The 25,491-nt window shown below is 67.2% G+C and carries 25 protein-coding genes; 13 read left to right on the top strand and 12 right to left on the bottom strand.

Annotated features, from left to right (window positions below; all coding sequences use genetic code 11):
- The first annotated feature begins 129 nt into the window (after positions 1–129).
- From DXK93_RS28235 to DXK93_RS28225, 3 genes are all read left to right on the top strand, one after another.
- Complete coding sequence (locus tag DXK93_RS28235; RefSeq protein ID WP_119451836.1) at positions 130–1,752, top strand: acyl-CoA synthetase; 1,623 nt, start codon at positions 130–132, stop codon at positions 1,750–1,752.
- A gap of 145 nt (positions 1,753–1,897) precedes the next feature.
- Positions 1,898–3,754, top strand: coding sequence for a phosphoenolpyruvate carboxykinase (GTP) (locus DXK93_RS28230; protein ID WP_119451835.1), 1,857 nt, complete (start codon positions 1,898–1,900; stop codon positions 3,752–3,754).
- A gap of 161 nt (positions 3,755–3,915) precedes the next feature.
- Positions 3,916–4,545 (top strand): bifunctional 2-polyprenyl-6-hydroxyphenol methylase/3-demethylubiquinol 3-O-methyltransferase UbiG, encoded by a 630-nt coding sequence (locus DXK93_RS28225; protein WP_119451834.1) that lies wholly within the window; start codon positions 3,916–3,918, stop codon positions 4,543–4,545.
- Position 4,546: 1 nt separating this feature from the next.
- Here DXK93_RS28225 and DXK93_RS28220 read toward each other — a convergent pair whose 3' ends face one another.
- The 7 genes from DXK93_RS28220 to DXK93_RS28190 all read right to left on the bottom strand — a co-directional run bounded on the left by DXK93_RS28220 (position 4,547) and on the right by DXK93_RS28190 (position 11,433).
- A complete protein-coding gene (locus tag DXK93_RS28220; protein WP_054459143.1) occupies positions 4,547–5,044 on the bottom strand; it encodes an ureidoglycolate lyase in 498 nt (165 codons plus the stop codon).
- Positions 5,044–5,778 carry an ABC transporter ATP-binding protein gene (locus DXK93_RS28215; RefSeq protein ID WP_013393054.1) on the bottom strand — a complete coding sequence of 245 codons (735 nt, stop codon included), beginning with the start codon at positions 5,776–5,778 and terminating at the stop codon, positions 5,044–5,046. The genes DXK93_RS28220 and DXK93_RS28215 overlap by 1 nt, the downstream gene beginning before the upstream one ends.
- Positions 5,771–6,508, bottom strand: coding sequence for an ABC transporter ATP-binding protein (locus DXK93_RS28210; protein WP_054459145.1), 738 nt, complete (start codon positions 6,506–6,508; stop codon positions 5,771–5,773). Before DXK93_RS28210 ends, DXK93_RS28215 begins: the two co-directional genes overlap by 8 nt.
- Positions 6,508–7,488, bottom strand: a complete 981-nt coding sequence (locus DXK93_RS28205; protein ID WP_054459151.1) for a branched-chain amino acid ABC transporter permease — start codon at positions 7,486–7,488, stop codon at positions 6,508–6,510. Before DXK93_RS28205 ends, DXK93_RS28210 begins: the two co-directional genes overlap by 1 nt.
- A gap of 2 nt (positions 7,489–7,490) precedes the next feature.
- The gene (locus DXK93_RS28200; RefSeq protein ID WP_054459153.1) at positions 7,491–8,381 is read right to left on the bottom strand and encodes a branched-chain amino acid ABC transporter permease; all 891 of its coding nucleotides are present in this window, start codon (positions 8,379–8,381) and stop codon (positions 7,491–7,493) included.
- A gap of 109 nt (positions 8,382–8,490) precedes the next feature.
- The gene (locus DXK93_RS28195; RefSeq protein ID WP_054459154.1) at positions 8,491–9,699 is read right to left on the bottom strand and encodes an ABC transporter substrate-binding protein; all 1,209 of its coding nucleotides are present in this window, start codon (positions 9,697–9,699) and stop codon (positions 8,491–8,493) included.
- Positions 9,700–9,861: 162 nt separating this feature from the next.
- Entirely contained in the window at positions 9,862–11,433 is a 1,572-nt protein-coding gene (locus DXK93_RS28190; protein WP_119451833.1) for an amidase, read from the bottom strand.
- A gap of 173 nt (positions 11,434–11,606) precedes the next feature.
- Here DXK93_RS28190 and DXK93_RS28185 point away from each other — a divergent pair, with 173 nt between their 5' ends.
- A complete protein-coding gene (locus DXK93_RS28185) occupies positions 11,607–12,296 on the top strand; it encodes a FadR/GntR family transcriptional regulator (RefSeq protein WP_054459156.1) in 690 nt (229 codons plus the stop codon).
- Positions 12,297–12,302: 6 nt separating this feature from the next.
- On the opposite strand, the gene DXK93_RS28180 is transcribed toward DXK93_RS28185, so the two are convergent.
- The 3 genes from DXK93_RS28180 to DXK93_RS28170 are packed head-to-tail and all read right to left on the bottom strand — an operon-like array spanning position 12,303 to position 14,837.
- On the bottom strand, positions 12,303–12,884 hold the full coding sequence (locus tag DXK93_RS28180; protein ID WP_119451832.1) for an amino acid synthesis family protein: 582 nt from the start codon (positions 12,882–12,884) through the stop codon (positions 12,303–12,305).
- 36 nt (positions 12,885–12,920) lie between these two features.
- Positions 12,921–13,886: a tripartite tricarboxylate transporter substrate binding protein gene (locus tag DXK93_RS28175; RefSeq protein WP_175214416.1), complete on the bottom strand. Its 966-nt coding sequence runs from the start codon at positions 13,884–13,886 to the stop codon at positions 12,921–12,923.
- Positions 13,887–13,928: 42 nt separating this feature from the next.
- The gene (locus tag DXK93_RS28170; protein ID WP_054459162.1) at positions 13,929–14,837 is read right to left on the bottom strand and encodes an NAD(P)-dependent oxidoreductase; all 909 of its coding nucleotides are present in this window, start codon (positions 14,835–14,837) and stop codon (positions 13,929–13,931) included.
- Positions 14,838–14,962: 125 nt separating this feature from the next.
- Here DXK93_RS28170 and DXK93_RS28165 point away from each other — a divergent pair, with 125 nt between their 5' ends.
- From DXK93_RS28165 to DXK93_RS28140, 6 genes are all read left to right on the top strand, one after another.
- A complete protein-coding gene (locus DXK93_RS28165; RefSeq protein WP_119451831.1) occupies positions 14,963–15,883 on the top strand; it encodes a LysR family transcriptional regulator in 921 nt (306 codons plus the stop codon).
- Between the two features lie 179 nt (positions 15,884–16,062).
- Positions 16,063–16,851, top strand: a complete 789-nt coding sequence (locus DXK93_RS28160) for an SDR family oxidoreductase (protein ID WP_119451830.1) — start codon at positions 16,063–16,065, stop codon at positions 16,849–16,851.
- 20 nt (positions 16,852–16,871) lie between these two features.
- Entirely contained in the window at positions 16,872–18,113 is a 1,242-nt protein-coding gene (locus DXK93_RS28155; RefSeq protein ID WP_054459171.1) for a styrene monooxygenase/indole monooxygenase family protein, read from the top strand.
- The gene (locus tag DXK93_RS28150; protein ID WP_054459173.1) at positions 18,110–18,637 is read left to right on the top strand and encodes a flavin reductase family protein; all 528 of its coding nucleotides are present in this window, start codon (positions 18,110–18,112) and stop codon (positions 18,635–18,637) included. The genes DXK93_RS28155 and DXK93_RS28150 overlap by 4 nt, the downstream gene beginning before the upstream one ends.
- A gap of 66 nt (positions 18,638–18,703) precedes the next feature.
- Positions 18,704–20,314 carry an NAD(P)/FAD-dependent oxidoreductase gene (locus DXK93_RS28145; RefSeq protein WP_119451829.1) on the top strand — a complete coding sequence of 537 codons (1,611 nt, stop codon included), beginning with the start codon at positions 18,704–18,706 and terminating at the stop codon, positions 20,312–20,314.
- A complete protein-coding gene (locus DXK93_RS28140; RefSeq protein ID WP_054459177.1) occupies positions 20,311–21,207 on the top strand; it encodes a transporter in 897 nt (298 codons plus the stop codon). The genes DXK93_RS28145 and DXK93_RS28140 overlap by 4 nt, the downstream gene beginning before the upstream one ends.
- 197 nt (positions 21,208–21,404) lie before the next feature.
- Here the strand turns inward: DXK93_RS28140 and DXK93_RS28135 are convergent, their stop codons facing one another.
- The gene (locus DXK93_RS28135; RefSeq protein ID WP_158598583.1) at positions 21,405–22,841 is read right to left on the bottom strand and encodes an HNH endonuclease; all 1,437 of its coding nucleotides are present in this window, start codon (positions 22,839–22,841) and stop codon (positions 21,405–21,407) included.
- Between the two features lie 51 nt (positions 22,842–22,892).
- Here DXK93_RS28135 and DXK93_RS28130 point away from each other — a divergent pair, with 51 nt between their 5' ends.
- A complete protein-coding gene (locus tag DXK93_RS28130) occupies positions 22,893–23,297 on the top strand; it encodes a hypothetical protein (RefSeq protein ID WP_119451827.1) in 405 nt (134 codons plus the stop codon).
- Positions 23,298–23,309: 12 nt separating this feature from the next.
- On the opposite strand, the gene DXK93_RS28125 is transcribed toward DXK93_RS28130, so the two are convergent.
- Entirely contained in the window at positions 23,310–24,338 is a 1,029-nt protein-coding gene (locus tag DXK93_RS28125) for an AraC family transcriptional regulator (RefSeq protein WP_119451826.1), read from the bottom strand.
- Positions 24,339–24,554: 216 nt separating this feature from the next.
- Here DXK93_RS28125 and DXK93_RS28120 point away from each other — a divergent pair, with 216 nt between their 5' ends.
- Complete coding sequence (locus tag DXK93_RS28120; protein ID WP_054459184.1) at positions 24,555–25,022, top strand: MarR family winged helix-turn-helix transcriptional regulator; 468 nt, start codon at positions 24,555–24,557, stop codon at positions 25,020–25,022.
- The gene (locus DXK93_RS28115; protein ID WP_199728344.1) at positions 25,012–25,470 is read left to right on the top strand and encodes a hypothetical protein; all 459 of its coding nucleotides are present in this window, start codon (positions 25,012–25,014) and stop codon (positions 25,468–25,470) included. Before DXK93_RS28120 ends, DXK93_RS28115 begins: the two co-directional genes overlap by 11 nt.
- Positions 25,471–25,491 lie beyond the last annotated feature (21 nt).

The raw sequence follows: 25,491 nt of genomic DNA, 5'->3' as shown, positions 1-25,491 counted from the left end.
AGATGTGTATAAGAGACAGGCTGCGGGGGGACGGGGGCTTATTATTGAGCCAGGGTCAAGTTTGAGGCAAGACGTTACATCGCTGGCGCCGGGCGCCGGCGCGTTCGACAACAACATCAGAGACAAACCATGCTGTCCAGAGCCGATTCCTACGCGCAGCTCGCGTCCCAATTCCAATGGCAGGTGCCTGCGGCCTACAACATCGGCGTCGATGCCTGCGACAAATGGGCCGATGGCAGCGGCCGGCTGGCGCTGATCTACGAGCAGAGCGACGGCGCGCAATCGCGCTACACCTTTGATCAGATCAAGACGCTGTCCAACCGCCTGGCGCACAGCCTGGAGCGCCACGGCGTCAAGCGCGGCGACCGCGTTGCCGTCTACCTGCCGCAGGCGCCCGAAACGGCGGTAACCCATATCGCGGTCTACAAGATGGGCGCGGTGGCTGTGCCCTTGTTCACGCTGTTCGGCGTGGACGCGATCCAGTACCGCCTGGCCAACAGCGGCGCGGCCGCGCTGGTGACCGACGCCGAAGGCTGCCGCAAGCTGCGCGAGATTCGCGCCGGCCTGCCCGACCTGAAGGTGGTCTATTGCATCGACCAGGACTGCCCGGACGACGCCGTGCCTTTTCACGCTGCGCTGGCCGCGGAATCCGAGGATTACACGCCGGTGGCGACGGCGGCCGACGACCCGGCCGTCATCATCTATACGTCGGGCACCACCGGCAAGCCCAAGGGCGCGCTGCACGCGCACCGGGTGCTGCTGGGCCATCTGCCGGGCGTGGAGATGTCGCACGAATTCTTCCCGGAGAATGCCGCGCTGATGTGGACGCCGGCCGACTGGGCCTGGATCGGCGGCCTGCTGGACGTGCTGCTGCCGTCCTGGCACCACGGCGTGCCGGTGCTGGCGCGCCGCTTCGAGAAGTTCGACGGCGCCAGCGCCTTCGAGCTGATGGCGCGCCATGGCGTGACCCACACCTTCCTGCCACCCACCGCGCTGAAGATGATGCGCGGCGCCGAGCTGCCGGCCGGCGCCGGCGCGCTGGCGCTGCGCTCGGTCGCCAGCGGCGGCGAGTCGCTGGGGGCGGAACTCATAGACTGGGGCCGGCGCGTGCTGGGCGTGACCATCAACGAGTTCTACGGCCAGACCGAATGCAACATGCTGGTGTCGTCCTGCTCGTCCCTGTTCGACCCCTGCATCGGCGCCATCGGCCGCGCTGCGCCGGGCCACCGCGTCGCTATTGTGGATGAGCGGGGCGTCGAAGTGGCCGATGGACAGGAGGGCAACATCGGCGTATTGCGCCCGGATCCCGTCATGTTCCTGGGCTACTGGAACAACCCCGAGGCCACCGCCGAAAAGTTCGCGGGCGACTACCTTCTGACCGGCGACCAGGGCGTGCGCGACGCGCAGGGCTTCATCCGCTTCGTCGGCCGTAACGACGACGTCATCACCAGCGCCGGCTACCGCATCGGCCCCGGCCCCATCGAGGACTGCCTGATCGGCCACCCCGCCGTGCGCATGGCCGCGGTGGTGGGCGTGCCGGACGCCCAGCGCACCGAGATCGTGATGGCCTATGTGGTGCTGAACGAAGGTTATGCAGGGGATGACGCGTTGGTGAAGGAACTGCAGGCCCACGTGCGCAAGCGCCTGGCGGCCCACGAGTATCCGCGCGCGATCCGTTTTGTAACCAGTTTGCCGACCACCGCCACCGGCAAGATCATCCGCCGCGAGCTGCGCGACGGCAGCTACGCCTGACCGGTCTCAACCGGTGACAATGTCGTCCAAGAGGATGGGTTGACGGGCAGCCAGCCGCTGCAAGTATGATGGCGCAAATTGATACGGCCCCATGCCAATTGGGGCCGTATCACCATTAGCCTTACTAGTATGGAGATAAACCCCGATGAATAAGCCTTTGGATGGGGGATTGGCAGCCTTGAACGTGCCTGCCTATGTGAAGCACCGCGGCCTGATCGACTGGGTCGCCAGCTTTGTGGCGCTGGCCAAGCCGGACCAGGTCGTGTGGTGCGACGGTTCCCAGGAAGAATATGACCGGCTGTGCGAACAGATGGTCCAGGCGGGCACCATGCGCAGGCTGAACCCCGCCAAGCGGCCTAATTCCTTCCTGGCGTGCTCGGATCCTTCCGACGTCGCCCGCGTGGAGGACCGCACCTTCATTTGCTCCGATCGCGCCGAGGATGCCGGCCCGACCAACAACTGGGCCGAACCCGCCGCCATGCGCGAGACGCTCAACGGCCTGTTCGACGGCGCCATGCGCGGCCGCACGCTGTATGTCGTGCCGTTCTCGATGGGCCCGCTGGGTTCGGACATCGCGCACATGGGCGTGGAACTGTCCGACAGCCCCTACGTAGCCGTGAACATGCGCATCATGACGCGCATGGGAAAGCAGGTCTATGACGTGCTGGGCGCCGACGGCGACTTCGTGCCCTGTGTGCATTCGGTGGGCAAGCCGCTGGCCGCAGGCGAGGCCGACGTGGCCTGGCCGTGCAACCCGACCAAGTACATCGTCCACTTCCCCAAGACCCGCGAAATCTGGAGCTTCGGCTCGGGCTACGGCGGCAACGCGCTGCTGGGCAAGAAGTGCTTCGCGCTGCGCATCGCGTCCACCATGGGCCGCGACCAGGGCTGGCTGGCCGAACACATGCTGATCCTTGGCGTGACCTCGCCCAAGGGCCGCAAGTACCACGTGGCGGCCGCCTTCCCGTCGGCCTGCGGCAAGACCAACTTCGCCATGCTGATCCCGCCCCAGGGCATGGACGGCTGGAAGGTCACCACCATCGGCGACGACATCGCCTGGATCAAACCCGGCAAGGACGGTCGCCTGCACGCCATCAACCCGGAAGCCGGCTACTTCGGCGTGGCCCCGGGCACCAGCGAGCAGACCAACTTCAACGCCATGGCCACGCTCAAGGCCAACGTCATCTTCACCAACGTGGCGCTCACCGATGACGGCGACGTCTGGTGGGAAGGCATGACGGACGAGCCGCCGGCGCACCTGATCGACTGGCAGGGCCAGGACTGGACGCCCGCCATTGCGCGCGAAACCGGCCGCAAGGCGGCGCACCCGAACGCGCGCTTCACCGCGCCGGCTGCGCAATGCCCGTCCATCGACCCCGAATGGGAGAACCCCGAAGGCGTGGTCATCGACGCCTTCATCTTCGGTGGCCGCCGCTCCACCACCGTGCCGCTGGTCACCGAAGCCCGCAACTGGGTCGAAGGCGTCTACATGGCCGCCACCATGGGCTCGGAAACCACCGCCGCCGCTGCCGGCCAGCAGGGCGTGGTGCGCCGCGATCCCTTCGCCATGCTGCCGTTCTGCGGCTACAACATGAGCGACTACTTCAGCCACTGGCTGAAGCTGGGCAAACAGCTGGAAGCCGCCGGCGCCACCTTGCCGCGCATCTACTGCGTCAACTGGTTCCGCAAGGGTCCGGACGGCAAGTTCGTCTGGCCGGGGTTCGGCGACAACATGCGCGTGCTGCGCTGGATGCTGGGCCGCATCGACGGCCAGTCCAAGGGCGTGGACCAGGTGTTCGGCATTTCGCCGAGCTACCAGGACATCGACTGGACGGGCCTGGAGTTCAGCCCGGACAAGTTCGAGCAGGTCATGTCGGTGGACGCCGCCGCCTGGCGCGACGAACTGGCATTGCACCAGGAGCTCTTCGCCCAGCTCAAGCAGGGCCTGCCCGAAGACCTGCCGGCCACCAAGGCCAGCATCGAAGGCCGCCTGGCGGCCTGAGGCAGGGCGTCGTGAGGGTGTCTGGCGCTGGCGCTCGTCAGGCGTCTGACACCCCATGGGAAGCTTGCGCAGGTTGAGACGGATCCGCCCGGTTGCCAGACGGCCGGACGGAGCCGGCTTCCGGCACGGCCGCGTGCTGTTTTTTGCGGCACAATCACCCCATGAAACTCGACGCTGAAGACCTCGCCAAGATCAGTTCGCTGACCGTCGCGCACTACCAAGAGAACGCGGACTCGTTCGAGGCCGGCACGCGCGACCACGACGTCAGCCAGAACATCGCGGCGCTCCTGCGTCACATCGAAGGCGAACCTCCTTACGACATCCTGGATTTCGGCTGCGGGCCGGGCCGCGACCTGAAAACGTTCGCGGCCCTGGGCCATCGCGCGGTCGGCCTGGACGGCACGCCGCGCTTCGTCGAGATGGTGCGGCAGGCTACTGGCTGCGAGGTCTGGCAGCAGGACTTTCTGCGTCTTGCCCTGCCGCCGGCGCGCTTCGACGGCATCTTTGCCAACGCCGCCTTGTTCCACGTGCCTGGCCAGGAGCTGCCGCAAGTGCTGCGCGCCTTGCATGGCGCGCTCAAGCCGCGCGGCGTGCTGTTCAGCTCCAACCCGCGCGGCGGCAACCAGGAAGGCTGGAACCGCGGGCGCTATGGCGCCTACCATGACCTGGAAGGCTGGAGCGCGCTGCTGACGGCGGCCGGCTTCGAGGAACTTGAACACTACTACCGGCCGCAGGGGCTGCCGCGCGAGCAGCAGCTCTGGCTGGCCAGCGTCTGGCGGCGCACGGCGTAGTTCAGGCGGCCTGGATGGTCCAGGGCGCGTCCGGCAGATCGATCACTTCGCAATCCACCGTGGGGCCCGCGCGTTCCAGCACGGCGAATTCGCCGTCCGCCAGCGCCATCAAGGGGTGATGCCAGACATCCCGACGCAGCGTGATGCCCACGCCCGCGCCCGCCATGAAGGCGCGCAGCGTGGCCAGGTCCGGCGCCTCTGCGCCCAGCGCAACCAACACCACATAAGGCGTGCCCGCCAGCGGCAGGAAGGTCTGGCTGCCCAGCCTGTGGCGTTCCAGCATGCGGGCGGCAAAGGGCAGGGCGATCGCCTGCGCGCGGAATACCGACAGCGATGGCCGGCCGCCCGCGTCCAGCAGATCGGGCTCGCCCATTTCCACGCGCAGCGAGGTGCCCGCATTGATCGAGCGGCCGGCGCGGCCGGCGCTGCTGACGACCTCGCCATAGGGTGCGAACGCCGCAGCGGCCAGAGGCTGCGCTATCAGGGTGTGGGCGGCCATCAGAAATTGATCCCCAGCCATTCGCGCACCTGTTCATGCAGGTCGCCGGCAAAATCCTCGGGCGATCCGGAGGCGGTGATTTCGCCCAGGCTCAGCACGTAGATGTGGTTGGACATGGCCACCACGCGCCGCACGTTGTGGTCCACCAGCAGGATGCCCATGCCGGCGTCGGCGAAGGCGCGGATCCATTGGAAGACTTCGGCCGCCACGCGCGGCGCCAGCCCGATGCTGGGTTCGTCGATCAGGCAGACCTGCGGCTGCACCATATAGGCCTTGGCGAATTCCAGCGACTTCTGCTGGCCGCCGGACAGGTTGCCGGCCTGGTCCTTGAGCTTTTCCTTCAGCACCGGAAAGCGCTCCAGCGTTTCAGTAAAGCGCGGTTCCAGCACGTCGCCGTAGCGCTTGCGCCGGCCCTCCAGCGGCAGGCGCAGGTTCTCCTCCACCGTCAGGTAGGGGAACAGGCTGGATTCCTGCGGGATGTACCAGAGGCCGTCGTCGATCATGCGGTGCGGCGGCTGGCCCGAGATATCGCGTCCGGCGCGCGTGACGCGGCCGGACTTGGGTCGCAGGAAGCCGCAGATGGCTTTCATCAGCGTGGACTTGCCCGCGCCGTTCAGGCCGATCAGGCCGCTGATGCGGCCGGCCTGTACCGTGAGCGAGACGTTGCGCAGCACGTCGATGTCGCCCATGTAGCCCGCGGTCACGCCTTCCATGGCGAGCAGCGTGTCAGGCATGGTCCTGCTCCTCTTGTCCCGGTTCGCCCAGATAGGCTTCGATCACCGCGGGTTCGCGCAGCACCTGCTGCGTGGGGCCGTCGGCCAGCACGCGGCCGGCGTTCATGCACACCGAGCGCGCACACAGGTCCACCACCACCGGCATGTCGTGGCTGACCAGGATGAAGGTCTGGCCGCTCTGGTTGCGGCGGCGGATGAATTCCGACATGGTTTCCTTCATGACCGGGTGCACCGCGGCGAAGGGTTCGTCCAGCAGCGCGATGCGCGGCGGCGCCATGAAGCAGGCGCCGAACTCCAGCAGCTTTTTTTGCCCGCCCGACAACTGCCCCGCGTCCAGGTGCATGACGTGGGTCAGCTTGAGCTCGTCCAGCAGTTCCAGCGCGCGGCGGCTGGCGGCCGCCTCGTCCAGGCCCATGGCCAGCCCGCATACGATCAGGTTGTCGTAGGCGCTTACCCGGTTGAAGACGCGGGTCATCTGGAACATGCGCAGCACGCCCAGCCGCGTCAGTCGCGTGGGGTTCAGCCCCATCACGCTGCGGCCGTCCAGCAGCACCTGGCCCGCGTCCGCCGCCAGGTGGCCGGACAGCACGTTGAGCAGGGTGGTCTTGCCGGAGCCGTTGGGGCCGATCAGCCCCAGCAGTTCGCCGTCGGCGACGTCCATGCCCGCGCCGTTCACGGCCAGCAGGCCGCCGAAACGCTTTTGTATTCCGGATATCTGCAGCAGTGGCATCAGGCCCCCCTGGCGCTGGCGCGGGCGTCGCCGGAGCGGCGCAGGATAGCGCGGCGCGCCAGGCCCCACAGCCCTTCACGGAAGAAGCGCGCGAAAATGATGACCAGCAGCGCGAACACGATCATCTGGATGTTGCCCGCGTCGCGCAGCAATTCCGACGCGACGTAGACCAGCACCGCGCCCAGGAGCGGCCCGACCAGCGTGCCCATTCCGCCGATCACCACCATGGCGATCACCATGCCGGTCTGCGTCACGATGCCGAGTTCCGGGCTGACCAGCTGCGCGAAGGTGCCGTACAGGCCGCCGGCAAAGCCGCAGATGGCGCAGCTGACCAGAAAGGCCAGCGTCTTGTAGCGCACCACGTCGATGCCGCGGCTGGCCGCGCCGATCTCGTCGTCGCGGATGGCCTGCAGGAAACGTCCCGGGCGCGCCCGCAGCAGCAGGAAGATCAGCAGCGTCACCGCCGCCAGCGCGGCCAGGAACAGGTAATAGTTGCCCACGCGGCTTTCCAGCAGCGCTGGCACGTGCAGCCCCTGGTCGCCCCGCGTGAAGTCAATGGAGTTGTAGATCACCAGGCGTACGATCTCGGCGAAGGACAGCGTAGTCAGCGCCAGGTAGGGGCCCGACAGCCGCAGCACGATGCGGCCCAGCACCAGGCCGATCAGCCCCGGCACCACCGCGGACAGCGGCAGGCCCAGCCACAGCGGCACCTTCCAGTGATAGGCCAGGAGACCGGTGGTGTAGCCGCCCAGCATGGCGAAGGCGGCCGGCGCCAGCGAGAACTGGCCGGCGTAGCCCGCCAGCAGGTTCCAGCCGCAAGCCAGCATGGCGAAGTACATGCTGACGATCAGCACGCCCAGCCAGTACGGCGAGGACACGCCCAGCGGCAGCAGCGCCAGCACGGCCAGGAACGCCAGCGACAGCCGCATTTCCTGGGTCAGCTTGTTGCGCAGCAGATTGGGATGGGCCAGCGGATCCATGTTCAGACCTCCCGCGCGCGTTCGCCGAACAGGCCCTTGGGCCGGAACAGCAGGATCAGGATCAGCAAGGCCAGGCCGAAGGTGTCGCGGTAGTCATAGGACAGGTAGACCGCGCCGAAGCTCTCCAGCACGCCCAGCGCCAGCGCCGCGACGATACTTCCGGGAATCGAGCCCATGCCGCCTATCACCACGATCACATAGGACTTGATGGCCGGAAACGCGCCCACGTCCGGCGCCGGATTGATGACCGGCGCCAGCAGCGCCCCGGCCAGCGCCGCCAGCACGCCGGAGGCCATGAAGATGATGCTGCTGGCGCGCGCGGTGTCGATGCCGGCAATAGAGGCGCCCAGCCGGTTCTGCGCTACCGCCTGCACCTGCCGGCCCCACAGCGAACGCTTGATGAAGAGCGCCAGCCCGATCAGCAGCACGATGGACAGGCCGGCAGTGATCAGCTTCTGCCCGCTCATCATGAAAGGACCGACCGCCATGCGCGTCACGTCCGACAGCGCCGGGCCGCGCATGGGGTAGGGGCCCACGACCTTGTCCACCAGGTTGATCAGCAGCAGCGACAGCCCGAAGGTGACCACCACCGCGTACTCGTCCTTCATCAGCCCCCAGGAGCCGTAGCCCGCGTACAGCGGACGCATCAGCCAGCGTTCCGTGGCCCAGCCCAGCAGCGCGCCGGCGGCGGCGGCCACGGGTAGCGCCAGCCACGGCGGCACGCCCAGGGCCAGCGAGACCAGGGTGTAGGTGTAGGCGCCTATCATGTAGAACTCGCCATGGGCGAAGTTCACGACCTTCAGGATGCCGAAGATCATGGTCAGGCCGACCGCCATCAGCGCGTAGTACAGGCCGATGATCAGGCCGTTGACGAACAGGTCCAATGCCAGCACTCGATTCTCCCTGGCGCCGGGGCGGGGCCCGGCGTGTTGCAGTCATGCTGTGGAGGCGATCCGGTACTTTTGCCGAGGGCGGCGCCCCCGCTTTGGGCGCGCATTCTCTTTATTTGGCCGGTTTGACCAGCTTTTCGACCTGCAGCGGCTGGCCCGTGGCCTGGATCAGCGTGGTCTTGCTCAGCGGCTGGTCGACTTCGGTCAACTGGTAGGTGACGTAGGGGATGTCGACCCACTGCTGGTAGGTGTAGCCCGGCTGCTGCGAGAAGCTGAACTTGCCGCGCACGCCTTCGAACTGCATGCCCTGCAGCGCCTTGATGATGGCGGCGCTGTCGGTGGACTTGGCCTCTTCGATCGCGCGGGCGATCAGGAGCACCGAGTCCGCGGCCTGGAAGATGAGGCGGTTGGGTTCGGTCTTGGCCTGCTTCTGGTAGGTGGCGGCCACGTCCATGCCTATCTGCGGCATGGGCATCTGCGGGTGGTACAGGCCGAAGGCCAGCATGTACTTGCCGGCTTCCTTTACGTTCTTCCAGAAGTCCGGATAGTCGGCGATGCCGGCGCCGTCGTAGAACCAGGTCTTGGCGCTGGGCGCCACGCCTTGTTCGTACAACTGGTTCATCAGGATGTAGGCGGCCGGCGGCAGCATGATGTTGACCACCAAGTCCGGCGGGCTTGCGCGCAACGGCAGCACGGCCGGCGTGAAGTCCTTGCCGGCGCGGTCCAGCGCCACGTACTTGTACTGGGTCTGCGGCGCGGCCTTCTTGAGGAATTCGCCCAGCAGCTTGGCCTGGCCGATGCCGTAGTCGGTGTTCTCGGCGAAGGCGACCACGCTTTTGACCTTCAGCGCCGCGATGGTGTCGGCCATGGCGCTTGAGACGCGGGTGTTGTAGTTGGCCGGATTGAAGACTTCCGGATAGCCCTTGGCGCGCACGTCGTCGGACCAGCAGTTGGTGTTGACGTAGGGCACCTTGTAGCGGTGCGCGACCTCGATTTCGGCCAGGCAGACCGAGCTCTGGTGACCGCCAGTGACGGCTACCACCTTGTCGCGCGAGATCAGTTTCTCGGCCGCCGCGCGGCCCTTTTCCGGAATGCCCTGGTTGTCTTCGTAGATGATCTTCAGCGGCCGGCCCAGCACGCCGCCCTTGTCGTTGATCATCTTGGCGATGATTTCCACGCCGTCCTTCACCTGGGTGCCTTGCACCACCGACCCGGGCGGGGACTGCGCGATGCTCACGCCGATGACGACGGGATCGGCGCCATGGGCGGCGGAGGCGAGTACGACCGCGGATACGGCTGCGGCTAAGCGGAGCAGTTTCATCGTGGTTTCCTTCTGGAAAGGAGGTGCGGCGATGCCGCCGCTCGCGCAGGCGAGGCGTCGGCGGGCGGGAACTCTGCTCGTTTGTAATCCTGTAGTACCGGTCTGACCAGTTAGGGCTTACCAGCATCGGGCCGGCCTTGGCGCCGGCCCGGCAGGGGGGCGTCAGGCCGCCAGCAGGTTTTCGATGCGGGCGGCGGTGTTCAGCACGCGCCAGTCGGCGCCGCGCGCGCCCGCGATCTGCAGCCCCAGCGGCAGGCCGTTGCGGCCGCTGCCGCAGGGCAGCGTCAGCGCCGGCATGCCGGTCAGGTTGAAGGGCATGGTGAGGCCGGTGACGGCCGTGTGCAGCGGCACTTCGCGGCCTGCGATGTTGACCGCGCCCGCACCGGAGCGCGGCGGCTCGATGCGCAGCGTGGGGGTGACCAGCACGTCCACCGACTGCATCGCCTGGTCGAACATATGCGCCAGCGCGGCGCGGCCGCGCTGCGCCCGCGTGTACCAGGTGGCGGGGAAGAACTGGCCGATCTCCAGGCGCACGCGCACGTCGTCGCCCAGCGTCTCGGGCTGGTCGATCAGCCGGCGCCAGTGGATGTCGGTGGCTTCGCTGCACAGGGTGGCGAATTGCAGCGCCGCGCTGTGCTCGACGCCCGGCAGGTCCAGCGGCACCAGCGTGGCGCCGTCGGCCTGCATCCGCGCCAGCGCATGGTTGACCGCCTGCGCCACGTCCTCGGCCAGCGGGTCGTAGAAGTAATTGCGCGGCACGCCCACGCGCAGGCCGGTCAGCGCGCCGGCGCTGACGGTGCGTTCGGCCTGGCCCGACATGATGGAATAGGCCAGGGCGGCGTCGGCCACGCTGGCGGCGATGGGCCCAAGGTGGTCCAGGCTTGCGCCCAGCGCCTGCGCACCGTCGCGCGAGATGGCGTCGAAGGTGGGCTTGAAGCCGACCACGCCGCAGCAGGCGGCGGGGATGCGGATGGAGCCCGCGGTGTCGGTGCCGACGGCCAGGCGGACGATGCCGGCGGCCACCGCCGCGGCCGATCCGCCGCTGGAGCCGCCCGCGGTGTAGCCCGCCCCGCGGGGATTGCCGACCCAGCCGTAATGGGGATTTTCGCTGGTGATGCCGTAGGCCAGTTCGTGCAGGTTGGTCGTGCCCACCACCAGCGCGCCGGCTTCGCGCAGCCGCGCCACGGCCAGCGCATCGTGCAGCGCGGGCGGCGGTTTCAGGCCGCCGCTGCCGTTGGTCTGGGGAAAGCCCGCGACCTGCATCAAGTCCTTGACGGCGATCGGCACGCCCATCAGCGGCATGGCCGCGCCTTCACGCAGCCGGCGCGCGGCGGCGGCCGCAGCGCCGTCCAGCGCCGGGGTGTCGGACAGACTGATGAAGGCATTCAGGCCGGCCTGCTGCCGGGCCGCGGCCAGCGCGGCGCGGGCGGCGTCGGCGGCGCGCGCCGGGTCCTCGCGGCATTCACGGGCAATGGCGGCGATGCCGCGCGCATGGCGCGACACCGCGACGCCGCGGCCTGCCTGCGCGGCGGGCAGCCGTTCGGCGGGCGCAGCGGGCGGCGGCGCCAGGTAGCCCAGCTCGGCTTCCGGCGCCAGCGAGTCCAGCACGGTGAGTTCGGGCAGGTTGACGCGCAGCCGGTCCAGCCAGGCCTGGCGGCGTTCGGCATAGGGGTAGTCAGCCAGTCGGGCCATGGCGTCGACGGCGCGGGCGAATCGATCGTAGAGGTCGGTCATGAGCGGCGCTATGTACGAGAAAGTGCGTGGGGCCCGCGGCCATGCCGGGGCGCATTGCAGTACGGCTTTATCCTAACCGGTCAGACCAGTTGAATGTCATAATGCCCAGGCAGTATATGGCTGTCAACGCCAAACCGGGGGCGGCCGCGCACCCCTGCCTTGAGAATTCCGCGATGAACACCGTCGAACACATAGCCCAGCAGTTGCAGGCCCGCATCCGCCAGCGCGATTGGGCCGAGGCCGGCAAGCTGCCGGGGCAGCGCCAGCTGGCCGAGGAACTGGGCGTAAGCCGCGCCTCGCTGCGCGAGGCCATCACCATGCTGGAAGGGCTGGGACTGCTGCGCAGCGAAGCCGGCCGCGGCGTGTTCATCGCCCGGCCCGGCGAAAAAGGCCTGGGCAGCGCCTACGGCCGCTGGCGTTTCCAGGGCCGCTATGCCTTGCGTGATGTCTATCTGGTGCGCAACCAGCTGGAGGAGCTGGCAGCCGGCCTGGCCGCGGGCGTCGTCACCCAGGCGGGGCTGGCCCGCCTGCGCGCCACCATCACGCACATGGAACAGGCCGCCGACGCCGGCGACCTGGTGGCCATGTCGGAAGGCGACCGCGCCTTCCACGCCTGCCTGTACGAGATCGCCGGCAGCCCGATGTTGCTGGACCTGGCCGAGAACATCGCGGAAGTGGTGGACGGCAGCCGGCAGGTCGCGTTCGCCGATCCGGCGCGCGTGCGCGAGCCCATCTACGAACACGCGGCCATCATCGACGCGCTGGCTACCGGTTCGGCCGACGCCGCGCGGCGCGCCATGCGCGCCCACATCTGCAACGTGGCCGACCGCGCGGGCCTGTCGCTGACGATCCCGGGCGCCTGAGTCTCCCTACCGCTGTCCGTCGTGCACGGACACGGCTTCCTTGGTCAGCCCGCCCAGCCGCGAATGCACCCGGCCGCCCGTGCCCATGACCAGGGCGAACAGGATCTCGTTGGCGCGCGGCGCATCCTGGATGCCGATCTCGATGCTGTTGAAGTGGCTGCGCACATACGAAGCGTGGATGTAGTGCACCGGCACCATCATGCGGTAGCCGGCCACGGCCACGGCCTTGACGGCGGGCACCATGGCGCGGGGTTCGCCCAGCACGCTGCGCATGGCCCAGCCGCCGGCCTCGTGCCAGACCGCGCCGTGCTCCATTTCACCGTCCAGGCCGACGATGGCGGCCTTGCTGTAGACCTCGATCTGCTCCTTGCCGCCCAGCGTCTCGACCAGCTCGGTCGCCAGCAGCGTGCCCAGGCTGCGCAGTTCGGCCATGAAGGGCATCAGATCCGGCTCGTAGCGGCCGGCGTAGGGATTGCGGATGACGGCGCAGGACGCCGCCAGCTTGAGTGGCCTCTCGGGCGCCGGGCCGTTCTCGTGGTAGGTGGTCTCGAGGATGAGGCAGCGTTTGCGGATATCGATCAGCGACATGCGGGGAATTCCTGGTAGCAGTTGAAAGAGGAGGTTCTATTGCGGCGGAATGCCGGTTTCCTTGACGATGGCCGCCCATTTGTCGATCTCGGCGCGTACGAAGCCGCCGAATTCGGCCGGGGTCTGCTGCTTGACGGTCAGGCCCTGGCGCTCATAGGTCTGCTTGAGTTCGCCGTTGGCCAGGGCCTTGCCCAGCGATTGCGACAGGCGTTCCACCACGGGCGCGGGCAGGCCGGCCGGACCCATCAAGCCGAACCACACGGTCAGATCGAAGCCGGCGGCGCCGGTTTCATTGAGCGTGGGGATGTCCGGCGCCAGCGGAAAGCGTTCGGGAGTGCTGACCCCGTAGGTCTTGACCTTGCCGGCGCGCGCCTGCTGTAGGCCATTGGCCAGATCGGTGAAGGTGAGGTCGACGGTGCCGCCGATGACGTCGGTGAGCGCCTGCGGACCGCCGCGGTAGGGCACCGGCGTAACGTTGATCTTGCCCATGGACGCCAGCTTGGCGCCGAACACCTGCGCGCTGCCCGAGCCGTAGGCATAGGTCAGCTTGCCGGGATGCTGCGCGCCATAGGCAAACAGATCGGATACCTTGCTGCCCGGCATGCGCGGCGAACCCACCAGCAGATAGGGCGTTTCGGCGACGGCGCCGATGGGCGCGAGGTCGGTGGCGGGGTTGTAGGGCAGGTCCTTGAACAGGCTCACGCCGCTGGCCGCCGTGGACACGCCCACCACCACCAGGGTGTAGCCGTCGGGCTTGGCGCGGGCCACGTCATGGGTGCCGATGATGCCGTTGGCGCCGGGCTTGTTTTCCACCACTACCGGCTGGCCAAGATCGTCGGCCATGGCTTTGCCCAGGCTGCGGGCCACCACGTCGGTGATGCTGCCTGGCGGGAAGGGTACGACCATGCGGATGGGATGGTCGGGGTAGCCCGCGGCGCCGGCGGGCGCGAGCGGCGCGCCCAGCACCAGCGCCAGCGCAGTCGCGGCGGCGGATCGTTTCATGCTTGTCTCCTGTGGATCTCGTTATCGTTGGCGTCCGGCGCTTCACGCGGGAGCCGGGGTTTCCAGGCGCTGCAGATAGCGGTGGATCTCGGTGTTGTCCACGCCGGCCGGCATGTCTGCAAGCGCGCGCTGCCATAGCGCCGTGCACAGCGACAGCTGCGAGGCCGGAACGCCGGCCAGGGCCTGCAGCGCATCGGCGGTGCGCAGGTCCTTGGCCATCAGCGCCAGGGCAAAGCCACCGTTGTAGGTGCCGGGCACGATGAACTGGCGCAGCTTGGTTTCGGTGGCGACGTTGCGGCCGCTGGAGGCGTTGAGCACATCGGTGAACACTTCCAGGTCCAGGTCCATGCGCTGCGCGATCAAGAGCGCTTCGCTGGCCGCCAGCAGGCCGGCCGCGTAGACGTAGTTGTTCAGCGCCTTCATCGCATGGGCGGAGCCCACGGCGCCGGTGTGGATGAGGGACGCGCCCATGCGCGAGAGCAGGGGACGCACCCGCGCCAGGCCGTCGGCATCGGCGCCCACCATGATGGCCAGCGTGCCAGCGGCCGCCTTGGCCACCGCGCCCGACACCGGCGCGTCGATGAGCGTCACGCCCGCCGCGCGCAATAGCGGCGCCAGCCGCAGCGTTTCGGCCGGGTTGGACGAACCCATGTCCAGCAGCACGGAGCCTGGGCGCATCACGCTTGCCAGTCCATGCTCGCCTTCGATCACCGCGTTGGTGATGGCGCTGTCGGGCAGCATGGTGATGACCACGTCGCAGGCGGCCAGCGCCGATAGGCCGGCGGCCGGCCTGAGCGTCTGGTTCCAGGCGGGGTGCCCGGCCAGGCGCTCCAAGCGCGCGGGATCGCGGTCATACGCCAGGATGTTGTAGCGCTCCTCGCCGCGGGCGAGGTTTTCCAGCATGGGCAGACCCATCATGCCCAGGCCCACGAATCCTACTGTGAGAGTCATGCATTCCCTTTATCGAATCGTCCTGGAAAGCGCGCCAGGAGCCATCTGGGATGCTAATGAAAGCGCCATTTCAGCGCTTATGCTAAGTTGGCCAGGGGTTATAACAAACGATTATCGGGTCAGCCATGCGATTCAAACTCAGGCAGATGGAAGCGTTCCGGGCGGTGATGCTGACCGGTTCCATGAATGGCGCGGCCAAGCTGCTGTTCGTGTCGCAGCCCGCGGTCAGCCGTCTCATCGCCCATACCGAGCAAAGCCTGGGCCTGCAGCTGTTCGAGCGCGACAAGGGCAAGCTCACGCCCACCCCTGAAGCGCAGCGCCTGTTCCAGGAAGTGGGACCGCTGTTCGACGAGGCCCTGCGCATCGACGAACTGGCCCGCGACCTGGCCGAGCGGCCGGAGGGCGCGTTGACCCTGTGTTCCAGCCCCAGCCTGGCGCTGAACTTCGTGCCGCCGGTGATCGCGCAGTACATGGAGCTCTATCCCAACGTCAGGCTCAAGTTCCACACCACGCTGCTGTCCGACATGGCGCATGAGCTGTTGGGACGCAAGGCGGAACTGGCCGTGTCGGTGCTGCCGATAGACCATCCCAATCTGGTCGTGGAGCCGCTGGCCACGGGCGAGATGGTCTGCATCCTGCCGCAAGGCCATCCGCTGGCCGCAAGGCGGGCAGTCAGCCTGGCCGAGCTGGCCGGGTGCCGGCTGATCCTCTACAACCGCAACATCCCGTTCGGGCAGTTGGTGGCCGCGGCCTTCCAGCGCGCCGGCGTCAGCTGGAATCCGGCCGTGGAAATCGTGCGCGCCGAGCTGGCCTGCGCCCTGGTCCGGGTCGGCGCGGGCGTGGCCATCGTCGACGAGTTCTCGGTCGGGCAGCAGGGTTGGCCCGGCGTGGTGACGCGGCCGCTGCGCGAGTCCATCCCGCTGTCGCTGAGCCTGGTGCGTTCGCGCTTCGAGCGCCCCAGCCGCCAGGTGCAGCGCTTCGTGCGCCTGATCAAGGAGCACGCGCGGACCTCGCGCAAGACGGGCCGAGCCCGGCCAGCGGCGTAGCCGGCATCCGCAGGGAACGGACAGCCGGCGCATTTTCCGGACACGCCTGTTGGACCTGGCGCAAGCTTGCCTCGAATAAGCGCAGTTTGCGGATAGCGTCGGCCGGATCCGGCTAACGCGGGCCAGGCGCGCCACGCCAGTATTCGCCTCACTCAATCAGCCAACGGCGAGGTGATGCGATGAAGGGTCTGGACAATAAAGTGGCCATCGTGACCGGCGGCGCCACGCTGATCGGCGCGGGCGTGGTCGCCACGCTGCGCGCCTACGGCATGCGTGTGGCGCTGTTCGATATCGACGCGGCCGGCGGCGAACGCGTGGCCGCGGCCGATCCGGCCGGCACGCGCTTCTGGCCGGTGGACATTGCCGACGACGCGCAACTGGAGCGCGGCGTGGCCGACGCCGCGGCGCATTTTGGCCGCATCGATTTCCTGGTCAACCTGGCCGCGACCTATCTGGACGACGGCGCCGCATCGGGCCGCGCCGATTGGCTGCGCGCGCTCGACGTGAACGTGGTCAGCGCCGTGATGGCCGCGCGCGCGGTCCATCCCCATCTGCTGGCCGCTGGCGGCGGGGCCATCGTCAATTTCACCAGCATTTCGTCGCGCGTCGCGCAGACCGGGCGCTGGCTCTATCCGGTGTCCAAGGCGGCGCTGCTGCAAGTCACCCGCAACATGGCGATGGACTATGCCGCCGACGGCATCCGCGTCAACTCCGTGTCGCCAGGCTGGACCTGGTCGCGCGTGATGGACGAGCTGACGCAGGGCGACCGCGCCAAGACCGACCGGGTGGCCGCGGACTACCACCTGCTGGGCCGCGCCGGCGATCCGGCCGAAGTGGCCGAGGTGGTCGCCTTCCTGCTTTCAGACTATGCCAGCTTCGTCACCGGCGCCGACTACGCGGTGGATGGCGGCTATTCCGCCATGGGTCCCGAACAGGCCAAGCCCGCGATTCCGCGCCTGGCCGCCTAGCCAAACAAAGGAGAAAAAACATGCGTCGAATCGCGATCGTGGGTGGAGGGCAGGCCGGCCTGCCCCTGGCGTTGGGACTGCTGGAAAAAGGTTATGAGGTGACCGTCGTCACCAACCGCGAACCGGACGACATCCGCCGCGGCAAAGTGATGTCCAGCCAGTGCATGTTCGATGCTTCGCTGCAGGTCGAGCGTGACCTGGGCCTGAATCAGTGGGAGGCGGAATGCCCGACCGTCGACGGCATCGGCCTGGCGATCCCGCATCCGGAGCGGCCCGGCCACAAGCTGATCGATTGGGTGGCGCGCCTGGACCGGCCCGCGCAGGCGGTGGACCAGCGCATCAAGATGCCGGCCTGGATGGAGCTGTTCGCGGCACGCGGCGGCCGGCTGCTGATCCAGGACGGCGGCGTGGCCGAACTTGAACTGCTGGCCGCCTCGCATGACCTGGTGCTGCTGGCCGCGGGCAAGGGCGAGGTGGTCAAGCTGTTCGAGCGCGATGCGCTGCGGTCGCGCTTCGACCGGCCGCAGCGCGCGCTGGCGCTGACCTATGTGCACGGCATGCGCCCGGCGCCGGATCATTCTCGCGTCGCCTTCAACCTGATTCCGGGCGTGGGCGAGTACTTCGTGTTCCCGGCGCTGACCATCAGCGGTCCCTGCGAGATCATGGTGTTCGAGGGCGTGCCTGGCGGGCCGATGGATTGCTGGCGCGACATCAAGTCGCCGCAGGAGCATCTGGCGCAAAGCCTGCATATCCTGCACAGCTATCTGCCCTGGGAGGCCGAGCGCTGCAGCGCGGTGGAGCTGACCGACGCCAACGGCATCCTGGCCGGCAGCTTCGCGCCCACGGTGCGCAAGCCGGTGCTGACCCTGCCGTCGGGCCGGCTGGTGTTCGGCCTGGGCGATGCGGTGGTGACCAACGACCCTATCACGGGGCAGGGCTCGAACAACGCCACCAAGGCCTGCGCCGTGTACCTGGACGCCATTCTGGCGCATGGCGACGCTACGTTCACGGCCGAATGGATGCAGCGCACCTTCGAACGCTTCTGGGACTACGCAGGCGCGGTGGTGGAATGGACCAACTCCATGCTGCTGCCGCCGGCGCCGCACCTGCTCAAATTGCTGCAGGCCGCGGACCACACGCCGGCGATCGCCAGCACCATCGCCAACGGCTTCAACCATCCGCCGTCGCTGTACCCCTGGTGGGGCGACGCCACGGCCTGCGAGGCTTTCATCGCGGCGCAGCCGGCGCGGGCGGCGGCATGAAGCCCGATTGCGCAGCGGGCCTGCCCCTGGACTGGGGCTGCACCGATCTGCATCCCAAGGTCCTGCGCGGCGTGCTCGGCAGCTATCCGACCGGTGTGGCCATCGTCGCCACGCGCTGTCCGGACGGCCGCCGGGTCGGGCTCACCATCAACTCCTTCGCTTCGCTGTCGCTGGACCCGCCGCTGGTGTTGTGGAGCCTGGTGAACCATTCGCCCAACCTGGCGGCGTTCCGCGATTGCAGCCACTTCACCATCAGCGTGCTGGCCTGCGGCCAGGAAGAGTTGGCGCTGCGTTTTGCCAGTTCTTCTGTTCCGGACAAGTTCGCGGGAGCGCCCGTGCACGACGTGCCGGAAGGCGTGCCCGCCATCGAAGGGGCGGTGGCCACCCTGGTCTGCGCCAACGACCAGCAAAGCCCCGCGGGCGATCACCTGCTGCTGTTCGGCCGGGTGCTGCGCGTGGCCAGCGTGACGGCCACGCCGTTGGTGTTCCATGCAGGGCGCTTCACTGCGTTGAGCGCCGCATAGGGCTCGCACGCGATTCCTTTCAATGTCCACGGGCCCGGGCGGCCTGTTTTCCCATCGGAGCGCATCATGCCCCTGGAGTCAGAGGCGCAGGTCATCATCGTCGGCAGCGGCATGAATTCGCTGGTCTGCGCGGCCTTGCTGGCGCAGCGCGGGAAGTCCGTGCTGGTGCTGGAACGCAACGACAGGCTGGGTGGCTGCATCCGCACCGAGGAGCTGTTTCCCGGCTACCGCCACGACGTGCTGTCCTGCTGGTATCCGCTGTTTGTCGGCAGTCCCGCCTATGCGGCGCTCAAACCCGCGTTGCAGGAAGCCGGACTGGAATTCATGCAGGGCGAATACGCCACCGGGCTGGTGCTGCCCGACGGCTCGGGCCTGGCCTTGAAGCAGGATGTGGCGGACAGCGCGCGGCGGCTGGATGCCTGGGCGCCCGGCGATGGCGCAGCCTTCGGCGCCATGGCGCAGCGCCTGTTCGGCGAGGACGCGGCGCTGACCTTCGGCCTGCTGGGCCAGAATCCCTACGGCGCGGGCATGCTCAAACTGCTATTCGGCGAATGGCGCAAGCGCGGCATGGACGGCCTGGCCGCCTTTGCCGCCGACTCGATGGAGAGCTTTCGCCGCTGGTCCGAACGCGCGTTGCAGTCTGATGCCGCGCGTGCACTGATCGCGCCCTGGGTACTGCACACCGGCCTGGGTCCGGACGACGCCTGTTCCGCGCTGATCGGCAAGCTGACCTTTGCCGCGGTCGTGGCCGGCGGCATGCCGGTGGTCAAGGGCGGCGGCAGCGGCGTGGTGGACGCGCTGGCCGCCGTCATCGAACGGCACGGCGGCCGCCTGCAGACCGGCGCCGAGGTCGAACGCATCATCACAAGCGGCCAGGGCAAGCGGCGCCGCGCGGTGGGCGTGCTGGCGGGCGGACGCGAATATCGCGCGACAGTAGCGGTGGTCTGCAATGTGACGCCCGGCCAGTTGTACGGCCAGTTGCTGCCCGACGCGCCGCCCGCCGTGCGCGAACGCGCCGCTGGCTATCGCTACGGCCGCGGCGGCATGCAGATCCATTTCGCGCTGAATGCGCCGCCGGTTTGGCTGACGCCGGAATTGCGCCACGTGCCGCTGGTGCATCTGACCGAGAGCATGGAACAGGTCTGCGCTTCGGTGACCGAGGCCAACAACGGCCTGCTGCCCGCGCGCCCCACGCTGGCCATCGGCCAGCCCGTCGCGGTCGACCCGACGCGTGCGCCGCCGGGCGGCTGGATCCTGTGGGTGCAGATGCAGGAACTGCCGGCGCGGATCAAGGGCGATGCCGCGGACGAGATCGCGGCGCCTGCCGACGGCCGCTGGAACGAGGCCGTGCGCGAGGCGATGGCCGACCGGGTGCAGGCGCGCATGGAACGGGTCATGCCGGGCCTGGCGCGGCGCATCGTCGGTCGGCGGGCCTACTCGCCGGCGGACCTGGAAGGCCTGAACTGCAACCTGGTGGGCGGCGATCCCTATTCGGGCGTGTGTTCGCCCGACCAGTTCTTCTGGCTGCGGCCCTTCGCCGGAAGCCAGGGTGCGCGCGGCCACCGCACGCCGCTGCGCAATCTCTTTCACATCGGCGCCGCCACCCACCCGGGCCCCGGCCTGGGGGGCGGTTCCGGCTATCTCGTCGCACAACAAATAGGCAGGAGGGGAACATGAACGGACACCTGAAAATCCGGCGGCTTGCTGGCGCCTTGGCATTGGCGCTGGCTGGCACGGGAGCCCAGGCCACGGAGGGCGGCGGCCTGGGTATCTATCCGGACGGACTGGAGAACTTCATGTCGGGCGCGCTGCCGCCGCCCGGCGTGCACATGCTGGTCTATGCCGGCGGGGCGCGCTACGACACGCTGCGCGGCAACGACGGCCAGCGCGTGCCGGTGCCCGGCTTCAAGGTGGACGTCAATGTGCTGGCGCCGCGCCTGATCTGGGTTACGCAGCAGCAGGTCATGGGCGGCCAGCTGGCCTTCCACGCCATCGCGCCGCTGCTGGACGTGACCGCCAAGGCTGCTGGGCAACGCAACCGCAGCACCGGCCTGGGCGACATGACGCTGGGCGTGGCGCTGGGCTATCACCCGTCCGAAAGCCTACACTACGTGGTGGGGTTGGACATGTACGCGCCCACCGGCGAATACGACCGCAAGGACCCGTCCAGCCTGGGCAAGAACTACTGGACCGCGCAGCCGGTGTTCGCCCTGAGCCGCATCAGCCCGGACGGCTTCAACGCCGACCTGAAAGTCATGTACGACTTCAACTTCACCAATTCCGCCACCGATACGCGTTCAGGCCAGGCCCTGCACGCCGACTACGCGCTGGGCTGGGGCGTGGGCAAGGGCTGGGTGCTGGGGGTGGGCGGCTACGCCTTCCAGCAAGTCACCGACGACAGCGGCCCGAACAGCGCCGCCGGCCGCGCCCGCGCTTTCGGCTTCGGCCCCTCGGTGCGCTACATGAATGAAAAGGGCTGGCTGTTTACGGCCAAATGGCAGCAGGACTTCAAGGTCAAGAACCGGCCCGAGGGCGCGCAGCTGTATGTGAAGCTGGGGATACCGTTTTAGAAGGAGACAACGTGTGCTAACCCGGGTTTTCCAGACGATTGGTTGAGGAACAGCAGTCTTGCCCGAAGTCTAGTGGGGCTTTCGCATTTGGGGAGGACCTGCTGTTGTTCGTGCTGCGGTTGCGATGGCCTTTCCGATGCGGAGGGCAGCGTTCGCTGCTTACGTGTGCACTCGGTGGCCATCGCAAGATTCAACGCTTACTGGGCCGATTCTCCCCGTGCACGATACAGAAGAGTGAGGCGCTCGGTCATTGCCTTTCTCAATTCGCTAGCCCGTGATCCATAGTGCACCTCTCGATGGTCATTGGCACAGAGTGCAATAACGTTTCGCTCATTGTCCTGGCCATCTTCGCTTAGAGGAATGACGTGGTGCGTTTCTAGAAAAAGAGCTCCAGAAGGGAGTAGGAAGCCTCGTTGCCCACAATACTCGCAAGCTCCGCTTGCGCGGCGCAACACGGAATCTCGTACAGGCCTGCTTCTTTCGTATTCGTTCCGAGTGACTTCGCGTCTGGTTGTTCCGCTTTCGGCGTGAACGGTGTATTGATCGACGTAACGCTCCGATTGCGGCAGCAGAGCATGATCTGCCTGTGCTTGGGCAGTTGTTCGCGGCGTCTCAGGTGCTGAGACCTCCGCCACACTCGTCTCCTGGACGATCATTGGCGTTTCGAAATCGCGTTTGGGTAGACGAAGGATCGTGGCCGTCCCAGTCTCATTATCGAATGTTCCAACACGCCAGCTATTGCTGTCCAAGGTTCGGAGCGCAACCGTAGACGATTGCTTTCCCAGCGACTCGGCAGGTCTTCTTAGGCCATCAACGACGATAACGCGGATAGGAAGCTGCTTTTCCCATGCCAGACGCAGCTTGGCGGCCAGATTTCGTGCGCGCTCGGCTTGACTTCGGGCGCGGAGCCTCGTTTCGGGCTCTTCTTCATCGTCCTCGGTTACCGCTTCCAGTTGCTCAGCAATGGAAAGACTGTTCTGCTCAATCGAGATTCCTTGCTCCCGGACGAACATGGACGAGTACCAAAGGCAAACGGCGATGGGTTCTTCATCACCGCCGAATGCCCAGTTGTAGCAGTACGCAGGATTGCTGCGGGGACGCACTGCGTGCGACCCATCTTTCTTGATGTGCCAAGGGGCGGTGCTGATACCTGCGCTGGCTACTAAGTCTATTACCGCCTTGCGCATAGAGGGCCTCAGAGCAGCTAGTTCGGCCCGCAGCGCATTAGATGGACGGCGGCTCTCGATATCTGCCAGTTCGTCGCTCGGCAAGAGGCCTTTGCGGAGCCGTGCGCACTGCTTCAAGAAGTCTTTAGTCTGACCGATGACAAGGCCGAAAATTGGCCAGTTACTACCGTGTTTGTGGACGTTGCAGGGTCGCGGGTACTTTTCTTTTTGCTTGTCCAACCAACCAACGACGTCGATCATGCTGTAGTGATCTGTTAAGCGGCCTTCGCAGACTGCGATCTCTATATCGTTGTCCTTTTCATTGTCCGACCAATAAATCGCCGCAATTTGCTCGCCGGAACGGACGATACGGAAGCCGTTCTTAATGTCATTTCTTACGGCTCCCCCAAATGCGTAAAGTGCATGTGTTTCCAAATCATCTTTAACGGAGTTACTGATTGGTCGCATAGTTTCCCAAAGTTCCTGTATTCCGTACCGCCGGTTCATCACTCCGTAGTGATGGCGGTTTCCCTGTTTTCCGACGCATTTGTACTGGTTTTTTCTTCAATGGTGAAACTGCAGATCTGGCTCGCCGCCGGCCGGCTCGGCCGTGCTGCGCGCCAAGCTGACCTCGCGCCTGAGTTCACAGGACGGCAGCGGGATGCGGCGGGAAAAGCCCAGGCAATGCGCAAGCGCGTCTTGGCCGAGCAGGCGCATGCGGGCAAGCTGATAGACGCCTCCGTGGCTTTTACGGGCAAGAATGCGAACCCCTGCGAGCTCGAGCGCTACTACGCGCGTCAATTCCTGACACAGCACAAGGACGGCGCCATGAAGGCCGCTCCCAGGATCAATCAAATCGCGCGGGAGGTCATGGCGCAGGACTCCTCTGCCAAGGCCAAGCCGGCTGCGCCAGCCCGACCCTGAAGCGCCGCCGCCTCACCCGCGTCGCCGCAAACTCTGGCTGGGACTCACGCCGTAGCGTTCCTTATATCCGGCGCTGAAGCGCCCCATGTGCGCGAAGCCCCAGCGCAGCGCCACCCCGGCGATGTTGCGGGTCTCGCCCGAGATCAGTTCCGCATGCGCGCGTTCCATGCGCAGGTCGCGCAGGTAATGCATGGGGCTCACGCCCAGGAATTCCTTGAACCCCGCGTACAGGCTGCGCACGCTGACGCCGGCGATGCGCGCCAGCTGCTCGGCCGTGACCGGTTCGTGCGCATGCGCCTGCAAATAGTCCTGCACGCTGCGCACGTGGCGCGGCAGCACCGCGCCACGCCGGCCGGGCAGGGCGCCGGTGTAGTTGTGGGGCTGGGCTGACAGCAAGGTGGCGGCGACCAGCTGTTCCATCTGATGCACGATGAGTTTGTGCTCGGCCAGGTTCGCGTGCTGGGTGGAGCAGTCCAGCAGATAGCTCATCAGGCAGCGCCAAGCTGGACATTCGCGCCAGCGGAACCCCAGCTGGAAGCGCAGCGGCCGATCCAACGCACAGCCCAGATGGCCCACCAGGGTGCGTTCCAGCAGCGAGCGGCCCACGCGCAGCATGAACTGGTCGTTGTCGTCGGCCCAGCGCATGGCCAGGTCGTCGTCCGGGCTGACGACCGACGCGACCTCGGGCGTCGAATCCACTTGCTGCGGGCCGCTGCTGATGCGGGCGCAGCCCGACAACGGCATCTGCACCAGGAAGAAGTCCTCGAGCGGACCGGGACGGATTTCGACGTTGGCACCATAGCGCAGGCGATTCAGAGAGACCTCGCCCAGCGGCTGGTGGTGCATGCGGGCGTCCAGGCGCTGCAGCGCGCCGACCACGCCCAGGTGGTGCGGACGCATCACGCGGCCGACCATGGAACGGGCTTCGTCCAGATCGCCGGAGGCGAACAATTGCTGCGCCGGCAGGCCCAGGACCGACTCGATCCGCGGCGCGGCCGGCGGCCAAGTCGTGCTGGTGGCGGACTGCATCGTGTCGAGCATGGGGAAACTCCACTGCCGGGGCCTTGAAGGCTTTGATAGTAAAGCTGCGCCGGACAGGGCGGACTGGTGGAAAACCCGTCCAGAGGAGGCCGGACCTATCCGATTTTGGCGTCGGCTATCCGACATGCGCAGAAAACCTCTTGCAAGCGTATATTGACAACCGGTTTCCAATATTGGAAACTGGTTGTCAATTTGGCAATGCACAGGAGGCCAGAAATGAATCCAACCAAGGAAGAACGGCTCACCGGGGTGATCCTGACCTTGTTCCAGTTGAACGGCGCGCTGCTTGACTGGGGCGATGCCTTCGTCGCGCCCGAGGCGCTGACGAGCGCCCGCTGGCAGATGCTGGGCGCCCTGGCGCTGGCAGGGCAGCCTTTGAGCGCGCCGCAGGTCGCCGCCGCGATGGGCGTGACACGCCAGGGCGCGCAGAAGCAGCTGAACCTGCTGTCCGAGGCGCAACTGGTGGAGGTCCGCCCCAATCCGCAGCACAAACGCTCGCCGCTGTACCAGCTGACCGATGGGGGGCGGCGCGTCTATGGCGCCATCGACGCGCGCTGGAAGGAGCGCGCGCGCCAACTGGCCGGCGGCTTCAGCGCCGCTGAACTGGAAACGGCGGGGAGGGTGCTGGCGGGCCTGCTGGCCGCGCACGTTCCCGCGCCACCGGAGCAAGATCATGAAACATAGAATCCATGCCGCTGCCGCCCTGTTGACGCTGCTGTTTCTGGCGGCGTTTTGGATCTCGACAGTGGCGTCCGAACTGTTCCTGGCCGCATCCGCGGTGGCCCAGGTCAAGCTTGCCATCTCTTATGCGCTGTTGGGTTTCGTGCCCGTCATGATGCTGACCGCCGCCAGCGGTTTCCTGATGGGCGGCAAGGGCAGGCATCCGCTGCTGTTGGCCAAGCGTAAACGCATGCCCTTCATCGCGGCCAATGGTTTGCTGATTCTGGTTCCCGCGGCGGTGTTCCTGGCGCTGCGCGCGCAGGCGGGCTTGCTGGACGGGGTGTTCTACGGGGTGCAGGTCTTGGAGCTGGCGGCAGGCGCGGCCAACCTGGCGCTGATCGGACTGAACATCCGCGACGGCCTCAGGCTGGGCCGCTTGCGGCGGGGCGCGCAAGAACAGGGCCGGTCCTAGCGTCCCGCCCCGCTGCGCGGG

This window comes from Achromobacter sp. K91 (genome assembly GCF_003576205.1).
Taxonomy (GTDB): Bacteria; Pseudomonadota; Gammaproteobacteria; order Burkholderiales; family Burkholderiaceae_B; genus Achromobacter; species Achromobacter aegrifaciens.
Note: the sequence above shows the minus strand (reverse complement) of the source record. Positions and strands in the feature narration are given on the sequence as shown.

What these genes read in the sequence shown, in the direction of transcription:
- DXK93_RS28135 (WP_158598583.1), bottom strand. Translation starts at nt 22,841, where the DNA reads ATGCGACCAATCAGTAACTCCGTTAAAGATGATTTGGAAACACATGCA.
- DXK93_RS28180 (WP_119451832.1), bottom strand. Translation starts at nt 12,884, where the DNA reads ATGTCGCTGATCGATATCCGCAAACGCTGCCTCATCCTCGAGACCACC.
- DXK93_RS28170 (WP_054459162.1), bottom strand. Translation starts at nt 14,837, where the DNA reads ATGACTCTCACAGTAGGATTCGTGGGCCTGGGCATGATGGGTCTGCCC.
- DXK93_RS28175 (WP_175214416.1), bottom strand. Translation starts at nt 13,886, where the DNA reads ATGAAACGATCCGCCGCCGCGACTGCGCTGGCGCTGGTGCTGGGCGCG.
- DXK93_RS28235 (WP_119451836.1), top strand. Translation starts at nt 130, where the DNA reads ATGCTGTCCAGAGCCGATTCCTACGCGCAGCTCGCGTCCCAATTCCAA.
- DXK93_RS28230 (WP_119451835.1), top strand. Translation starts at nt 1,898, where the DNA reads ATGAATAAGCCTTTGGATGGGGGATTGGCAGCCTTGAACGTGCCTGCC.
- DXK93_RS28185 (WP_054459156.1), top strand. Translation starts at nt 11,607, where the DNA reads ATGAACACCGTCGAACACATAGCCCAGCAGTTGCAGGCCCGCATCCGC.
- DXK93_RS28160 (WP_119451830.1), top strand. Translation starts at nt 16,063, where the DNA reads ATGAAGGGTCTGGACAATAAAGTGGCCATCGTGACCGGCGGCGCCACG.
- DXK93_RS28125 (WP_119451826.1), bottom strand. Translation starts at nt 24,338, where the DNA reads ATGCTCGACACGATGCAGTCCGCCACCAGCACGACTTGGCCGCCGGCC.
- DXK93_RS28190 (WP_119451833.1), bottom strand. Translation starts at nt 11,433, where the DNA reads ATGACCGACCTCTACGATCGATTCGCCCGCGCCGTCGACGCCATGGCC.
- DXK93_RS28155 (WP_054459171.1), top strand. Translation starts at nt 16,872, where the DNA reads ATGCGTCGAATCGCGATCGTGGGTGGAGGGCAGGCCGGCCTGCCCCTG.
- DXK93_RS28220 (WP_054459143.1), bottom strand. Translation starts at nt 5,044, where the DNA reads ATGGCCGCCCACACCCTGATAGCGCAGCCTCTGGCCGCTGCGGCGTTC.
- DXK93_RS28120 (WP_054459184.1), top strand. Translation starts at nt 24,555, where the DNA reads ATGAATCCAACCAAGGAAGAACGGCTCACCGGGGTGATCCTGACCTTG.
- DXK93_RS28225 (WP_119451834.1), top strand. Translation starts at nt 3,916, where the DNA reads ATGAAACTCGACGCTGAAGACCTCGCCAAGATCAGTTCGCTGACCGTC.
- DXK93_RS28150 (WP_054459173.1), top strand. Translation starts at nt 18,110, where the DNA reads ATGAAGCCCGATTGCGCAGCGGGCCTGCCCCTGGACTGGGGCTGCACC.
- DXK93_RS28165 (WP_119451831.1), top strand. Translation starts at nt 14,963, where the DNA reads ATGCGATTCAAACTCAGGCAGATGGAAGCGTTCCGGGCGGTGATGCTG.
- DXK93_RS28195 (WP_054459154.1), bottom strand. Translation starts at nt 9,699, where the DNA reads ATGAAACTGCTCCGCTTAGCCGCAGCCGTATCCGCGGTCGTACTCGCC.
- DXK93_RS28140 (WP_054459177.1), top strand. Translation starts at nt 20,311, where the DNA reads ATGAACGGACACCTGAAAATCCGGCGGCTTGCTGGCGCCTTGGCATTG.
- DXK93_RS28115 (WP_199728344.1), top strand. Translation starts at nt 25,012, where the DNA reads ATGAAACATAGAATCCATGCCGCTGCCGCCCTGTTGACGCTGCTGTTT.
- DXK93_RS28130 (WP_119451827.1), top strand. Translation starts at nt 22,893, where the DNA reads ATGGCGGTTTCCCTGTTTTCCGACGCATTTGTACTGGTTTTTTCTTCA.
- DXK93_RS28210 (WP_054459145.1), bottom strand. Translation starts at nt 6,508, where the DNA reads ATGCCACTGCTGCAGATATCCGGAATACAAAAGCGTTTCGGCGGCCTG.
- DXK93_RS28215 (WP_013393054.1), bottom strand. Translation starts at nt 5,778, where the DNA reads ATGCCTGACACGCTGCTCGCCATGGAAGGCGTGACCGCGGGCTACATG.
- DXK93_RS28205 (WP_054459151.1), bottom strand. Translation starts at nt 7,488, where the DNA reads ATGGATCCGCTGGCCCATCCCAATCTGCTGCGCAACAAGCTGACCCAG.
- DXK93_RS28145 (WP_119451829.1), top strand. Translation starts at nt 18,704, where the DNA reads ATGCCCCTGGAGTCAGAGGCGCAGGTCATCATCGTCGGCAGCGGCATG.